This is a genomic window from Pollutimonas rozaliensis, assembly GCF_048751585.1.
Lineage (GTDB): Bacteria > Pseudomonadota > Gammaproteobacteria > Burkholderiales > Burkholderiaceae_B.
This window is the reverse complement of the sequence record NZ_JAZHOB010000011.1, coordinates 163316-169392: the sequence shown is the minus strand read 5'-3', so window position 1 is coordinate 169392 and position 6077 is coordinate 163316. Positions and strand designations below refer to the sequence as shown.

The 6077-nt window shown below is 61.8% G+C and carries 7 protein-coding genes; all 7 read right to left on the bottom strand.

Going from position 1 to position 6077, the window contains the following annotated elements; all coding sequences use genetic code 11:
- On the bottom strand, positions 1-565 hold a 565-nt coding region (locus V0R37_RS20285), incomplete at its 3' end, for a branched-chain amino acid ABC transporter permease (RefSeq protein ID WP_420376284.1).
- A 93-nt stretch (positions 566-658) separates the two neighbouring features.
- Positions 659-1870 (bottom strand): ABC transporter substrate-binding protein, encoded by a 1212-nt coding sequence (locus tag V0R37_RS20280; RefSeq protein WP_420376283.1) that lies wholly within the window; start codon positions 1868-1870, stop codon positions 659-661.
- Between the two features lie 56 nt (positions 1871-1926).
- Positions 1927-2640 (bottom strand): ABC transporter ATP-binding protein, encoded by a 714-nt coding sequence (locus V0R37_RS20275; protein ID WP_420376282.1) that lies wholly within the window; start codon positions 2638-2640, stop codon positions 1927-1929.
- Positions 2637-3410, bottom strand: coding sequence for an ABC transporter ATP-binding protein (locus V0R37_RS20270; protein WP_420376281.1), 774 nt, complete (start codon positions 3408-3410; stop codon positions 2637-2639). The genes V0R37_RS20275 and V0R37_RS20270 overlap by 4 nt, the downstream gene beginning before the upstream one ends.
- Before the next feature lie 102 nt (positions 3411-3512).
- Positions 3513-4145 carry an endonuclease III gene (nth, locus tag V0R37_RS20265; RefSeq protein ID WP_420376280.1) on the bottom strand — a complete coding sequence of 211 codons (633 nt, stop codon included), beginning with the start codon at positions 4143-4145 and terminating at the stop codon, positions 3513-3515.
- Positions 4142-4771 (bottom strand): electron transport complex subunit RsxB, encoded by a 630-nt coding sequence (gene rsxB / locus V0R37_RS20260; protein WP_420376279.1) that lies wholly within the window; start codon positions 4769-4771, stop codon positions 4142-4144. Before rsxB ends, nth begins: the two co-directional genes overlap by 4 nt.
- Positions 4772-4825: 54 nt before the next feature.
- Positions 4826-6049 (bottom strand): polyhydroxyalkanoate depolymerase, encoded by a 1224-nt coding sequence (locus V0R37_RS20255; protein ID WP_420376278.1) that lies wholly within the window; start codon positions 6047-6049, stop codon positions 4826-4828.
- Positions 6050-6077 lie beyond the last annotated feature (28 nt).

Genomic DNA, 6077 nt, shown 5'->3' with positions numbered 1-6077 from the left:
CCTCGACCAGCTTGGGGTTCTCGGTGCCCGCGCGCAGCAGCGCGCCCAGGCGCGTCTTTTCAATGACGAACCAGGTCGCCACGCACACCAGGATCGAAGCCACCACCACCCAGGCGCGGTAGATGGGCAGGTACATGAAGCCCAGGTTCACCCCGCCCTTGAGCAGGTCCGGGGTCGGGTAGGGCTGGCCCGAGACGCCATACAGGCTGCGAAACAGCCCTTCGATGAGCAGGGTCAGCCCAAAGGTGAGCAGCAGGCCGTACAGGTGGTCCAGCTTGTACAGGTGGCGAATCAGCGCGCGCTCGGTCAGGATGCCGAAGGCGCCCACCACGATCGGGGCGATGATCAGCATCAGCCAGTAGTTCAGCCCCAGGTATTGCAGGCCCATCCAGGCGATGAACGCGCCCAGCATGTACAACGCGCCGTGCGCGAAGTTGATGATGTTCAGCAGCCCGAATATGACCGCCAGGCCCAGTGAAAGCACAGCATAAAACGAGCCGTTCACCAGGCCCAGCAACAGTTGCCCGAGCAGTGCCTGGATGGGTATGCCGAAGAGTGCAGTCATAACGATAAGAGATCCGTGACGAGGCCAGGAACAGCCTCGGTTGAAACAAGAGGCCCGTCCGCCATGGCGGAAGGAGCCTCTTGAAAGTACATTTTATTTTTTTATGAACTTGCAGGTGGATTCAGCCAACGATGCGTAGACTTTATCGCCCGGCAGCTTCTTGACCACTTTGTAGTAATCCCAGGGACGCTTGGATTCGGACGGTTTCTTGACTTCCATCAGGTACATGTCGTTGACGACGCGTCCGTCTTCACGTACCACGGCATTATGCGCGAAGAAATCGTTGACCTTGTTGGATTTCATCCATTTCATGATGGTATCGGCATCGTCGGTGCCGGTTTCCTTGACCGCTTTCAGGTAATAGGCGGCCGCCGAGTAGTCGCCCGCCTGCAGGAAGGAAGGCATGCGGTTCATCTTCTTGAAGAAGCGCTCGCCCCATTTGCGCGATGCGTCGTCCTGATCCCAATACCAGGCCGAGGTCAGGTTCAGGCCTTGCGTGGCATCCAGTCCAAGCGCATGGATATCGTTGATGAACACCAGCAGGCCGGCCAGCTTCATGGTTTCGGTCACGCCGAATTCCTTGGCTGACTTGACGGAGCTGATGAAGTCGCCGCCGGCATTGGCCAGGCCCAGGATCTTGGCGCCGGACGATTGCGCCTGCACCAGGAAGGACGAGAAGTCGGCGGTACCCAGTGGAACCTTGACGTCGCCAACGACGGTGCCGCCAGCCTTCTTGACGACGGCGCTGGTGTCGCGCTCGAGCGAGTGGCCGAAGGCATAGTCGGCGGTCAGGAAGAACCAGGATTTGCCGCCGCCTTCCACGATGGCCGAACCCGTTCCGCGAGCCAGCGCGATGGTGTCATAGGCGTAATGGATGGTGTAGGGTGAGCACTGCGAATTGGTCAGGTTGGACGAGCCCGGACCAATGGCCATGAAGGGCTTTTTCTTTTCTTGCGCCACCGCGGCCATGGCCAGCGCCGTCGCCGAGTTGGTGCCGCCGATCAGCATGTCGATTTTTTGTTCGTCGAACCAGGCACGCGCGCGCGAGGATGCGATGTCGGCCTTGTTCTGGTGGTCGGCGATCATGAATTCGATTTTCTTGCCATTGATCTGGCCGCCCGCGTCTTCGATGGCCATGCGTACGGCCTCGCCGCCGCCCGCGCCGTCGATGTCGGAATAGACGCTGGACATGTCGGTGATCATGCCGATGCGGATGACATCGTCGGATATGCCTGCGGCTTGGCCCGGGGCGGTAAAGCCTAGTCCGGCCAGAGCGAACGCGACCGATAGGGTGCGCAATTTCATGAGGTGAGTCTCCTTGTTGTTGTACCGGTTATGCCGGCGGATAGAGGGTTATGCGGTTACACGCCCAGCAGCGTGTTCAAGGTATCTTGCTTGGCGGCCAGCTCGGCCGCGGCGAACTGCTCGACGATCTGGCCATGCTCCATCACGTAGAAGCGGTCGGCCAGCGGCGCGGCGAAGTGAAAGTTCTGCTCGACCATCACGATGGTGTAGCCCTTGGCCTTGAGCGCGGTGATCATGCGACCCAGCGCCTGCACGATCACCGGCGCCAGCCCCTCGGAGATCTCGTCGAGCAGCAGCAGGTTCGCCCCGGTGCGCAAGATGCGCGCCACCGCCAGCATCTGCTGCTCGCCCCCCGAGAGCCGCGTGCCCGGCGAGTGCCGGCGCTCGTGCAGGTTCGGAAACATGTCGTAGATCTCGGCCAGCGACATGCCCCCGCCCAGCGTCTCGCCCACCACCGGCGGCAGCAGCAGGTTCTCTTCGCAGGACAGCCCGGCAAAGATGCCGCGCTCTTCGGGACAGTACCCGATGCCCAGGTGCGCGATCCGGTAGGTGGGCAGCCCGATCGATTCGGTGCCCTGGATGCGGATCGAGCCCTTGCGCGTGCCGGTCAGCCCCAGGATCGCGCGCAGCGTGGTCGTGCGCCCCGAGCCGTTGCGCCCGAGCAGCGTGACCACTTCGCCCTTGGCCACATTCAGGTTCACCCCATGCAGCACGTGCGATTCGCCGTACCAGGCGTGCACGTTGCTCAGTTCCAATGCGGTCGCGCTCATGCGTGGGCTCCTTCGAGTTCGCCACTGGTCGTGCCCATGTAGGCTTGCATCACATCGGCGTTGCGTGAAACTTCTTGGTAATCGCCCTCGGCCAGGACCGCGCCGCGGGCCAGCACCGTGATGGTGTCGGCGATCTGCGAGACCACGTTCATGTTGTGCTCGACCATCAGGATGGTGCGCCCCACGCTGACTTTCTTGATCAGCGCCGTGACCCGGCTGACGTCCTCGTGGCCCATGCCTTGCGTGGGCTCATCGAGCAGCATGAGCTCGGGCTCCATGGCCAGCGTGGTGGCGATTTCAAGCGCCCGCTTGCGCCCGTAGGGCAGGTTCACCGTCAGCTCGCTTGCGAACTCGGCCAGGTCCACCTGTTCGAGCAGCGCGTAGGCCGCCTGGTCCAGGTGCGACAGCGCCTTGTCGCTGCGCCAGAAGTGATAGGACTGGCCGGTGGCCCGCTGCAGTCCGATGCGCACGTTCTCGAGCACCGTCAGTTGCGGGAACACCGCCGAAATCTGGAACGAGCGGATGATGCCGCGCCGCGCGATCTGCGCCGGCTTCTCGTGGGTGATTTCGTGGCCGGCAAAATAGATCTGGCCCGAGGTCGGGGTCAGGAACTTGGTCAGCAGGTTAAAGCACGTGGTCTTGCCCGCCCCGTTCGGTCCGATCAGGGCATGGATGCTGCCGCGCCGCACCCGCAAATTCACGTCGCTGACCGCCACGAAGCCGCGGAACTCTTTGAAGAGGTGTTTGGTTTCCAGGATGTAGTCGCTCATACCCAGCAATAGTCGATTTAGTATTGTTCAAGATTGAACAAAAGTATGAGAGCAAGCCCCTTAAAACACTATGCGGGTTTTACATAGGTGTCTGGAAAACCCCTAAACCGTTTTATCCGGGTATTCGCACAGGTCCGCAATGCCGCAGCGCGGGCATTTGGGCTTGCGCGCCACGCATATGTAGCGGCCGTGAAGTATCAGCCAATGGTGCGCGTCCAGCATGAATGTCTTCGGGATGACTTTTTCGAGTTTGCGTTCCACTTCAAGCACGGTGTTTCCCGGCGCGATCCGCGTGCGGTTGGCCACCCGGAAAATATGCGTATCGACGGCGATGGTGGGATGTCCGAATGCGGTGTTCAACACGACATTGGCGGTCTTGCGCCCCACTCCCGGCAAGGCCTCCAGCGCCGCGCGATCATCGGGTACCTGTCCCTGGTGCCTGTCGATCAGCATTTGGCAGGTCATGATGACATTGCGCGCCTTGGTCTTGTACAGGCCTATGGTCTTTATATATTCGGCAAGCCTCGCTTCGCCCAGGGCCAGCAAGCCTTCCGGTGTACCGTGCTCGGGGAAGAACTTGCGTGTGGCCAGGTTGACCGAACGATCGGTGGCCTGCGCCGAGAGGATGACGGCGATCAGCAGCTGAAACGTGCTGGCGTATTCCAGCTCCGTGGTCGGGCTGGGATTGGCGGCCTGCAGCCGCCTGAATATCTCTGTGCGTTTTGCGGCATTCATTGTTGTTGGCGCCGCGCACGCGCGCGGGCAAGGGCTTGGGCAATGGCTTGCTGGCGGGAGGCGGGGTCGCTGCCCGCTTGGGCGGCCACCGGCGCTTTGTTGGCCAGTGTCCGGGCGGCCAGGGCCGAGGATTCGCTATGCAGGCGGTCGAGCCGGCGCTGGCGCTGGCGGTGATGGATGCGCGCCGCGTCGGCGCGCTCGGGCGTCCAGGAAGCCTGTGCCGGAACCATGGCTATGCAGTCGACCGGACAGGGGGCCACGCACAGGTCGCAGCCGGTGCAGCGGTCGGCAATGACGGTATGCATGAGCTTGTTCGCGCCGACGATGGCATCCACGGGGCATGCCTGTATGCACAGTGTGCAGCCTATGCAATGGGCTTCATCGATGACCGCGGCCAGCAGCGGCCCATGCCGGCCGCATTCCTCGTCCAGGGACAGCACGGGCAAGTTCAGCAGGGATGCCAGCGCCTGTATGCCGTCGGAGCCGCCGGGCGGGCAGCGGTTGATGGCCTCACCGTCCTGGGCGATGGCCTGGGCGTAGGGACGGCAGCCGTCATAGCCGCATTTAGTGCATTGGGTTTGAGGCAGGACCGCATCGATGCGGTCGACGAGCGAGGAAGAATGCATATGGAAAATCAGGGGCCGCAAGAGCCCCTGATTTCAAGTCACGAGCCAGAGCCCTTACGCGGCGTGGCGTATGAACTGGGCTATTTTAGGACAAATCGTTTCGCGCCAGCGGCGGCCGGAAAATATGCCGTAATGGCCGCAATTGGGCGCCATGTAGTGCTGCTTGCGGCTCTTGGCTATGCTGGAACACAGATCGTGCGCCGCCTGGGTCTGGCCTTGGCCCGAAATGTCGTCAAGTTCGCCTTCGATGGTCAGCAGGGCAACATTGCGGATGGCCGAGGGATCGACGATCTGGCCGTCGATTTTCCATGTGCCGCGCGGCAAGCGGTGCTCCTGGAATACCGTCTTGATGGTATCCAGATAGAACTCCGCCGGCATGTCCAGCACAGCGTTGTACTCGTCGTAGAAGCGCCGATGCGCTTCGGCGTCGTCGTTATCGCCCTTGAGCAGATCCATGTAGAAGTCATAGTGCGAGCGCAGGTGGCGATCCGGGTTCATGGCCATGAACCCGGCGTGTTGCAGAAAGCCGGGGTAAACCGGCCTGCCCGCGCCCGGGTAGCGCACGGGCACGCGATGAATCAGATTCGATTCAAACCAGGAATAAGGCTTGGTCGTTGCCAGGCGATTGACCTGCGTGGGCGATTTGCGGGTATCGATGGGGCCGCCCATCATCGTCATGCTGCGCGGCAGACAGGACTCGCCATTGGCGGCCATGAGCGAAATGGCCGCCAGGACCGGCACGGTGGGCTGGCAGACGGAAATCACATGGACGTCGGGGCCCAGAAAGCGGATGAATTCCTGCACATAGCGTACGTAATCGTCCAGATGGAAAGGCCCTTCTTCGGCGGGCACCATGCGGGCATCGAGCCAATCAGTGACGTAGACCTCGTGATTGGGCAGCAGGGCGCGGACGGTATCGCGCAGCAAAGTGGCGTGGTGTCCCGAAAGCGGGGCAACCAGCAAGACGCGCGGGTCGTCCCGCTTCGCCTGGGTCAGGCGCTGGAAATGAATGAGCTGGCAGAAGGGCTTCTTCAGCGCCATCTGTTCCTGGATCCGGACCTGCTTGCCGTCGATATCGGTGTGCGCAAGGCCCCACTGGGGCTTTTCGTAATCCTTGCCCAGGCGATGCACCAGTTCGTAGGTGGCCGCGATCTGCCGCGAGACGGGTGTATAGGCGAAGGGGCTGTAGGGATGTGAAAAAAGCTGCGAGCCCGTATCCGTGAACGCCGCCAGGGGCGTCAGGAAAGATCGTTGAAGCTCGTGCAGGTCATACAGCATGTATCCAGCCCCTTGGAAAGGATGTTCT

Coding starts and splice junctions, on each gene's coding strand:
- V0R37_RS20275 (WP_420376282.1), bottom strand. CDS start 2,640: ATGAGCGCGACCGCATTGGAACTGAGCAACGTGCACGCCTGGTACGGC.
- V0R37_RS20255 (WP_420376278.1), bottom strand. CDS start 6,049: ATGCTGTATGACCTGCACGAGCTTCAACGATCTTTCCTGACGCCCCTG.
- nth (WP_420376280.1), bottom strand. CDS start 4,145: ATGAATGCCGCAAAACGCACAGAGATATTCAGGCGGCTGCAGGCCGCC.
- rsxB (WP_420376279.1), bottom strand. CDS start 4,771: ATGCATTCTTCCTCGCTCGTCGACCGCATCGATGCGGTCCTGCCTCAA.
- V0R37_RS20270 (WP_420376281.1), bottom strand. CDS start 3,410: ATGAGCGACTACATCCTGGAAACCAAACACCTCTTCAAAGAGTTCCGC.
- V0R37_RS20280 (WP_420376283.1), bottom strand. CDS start 1,870: ATGAAATTGCGCACCCTATCGGTCGCGTTCGCTCTGGCCGGACTAGGC.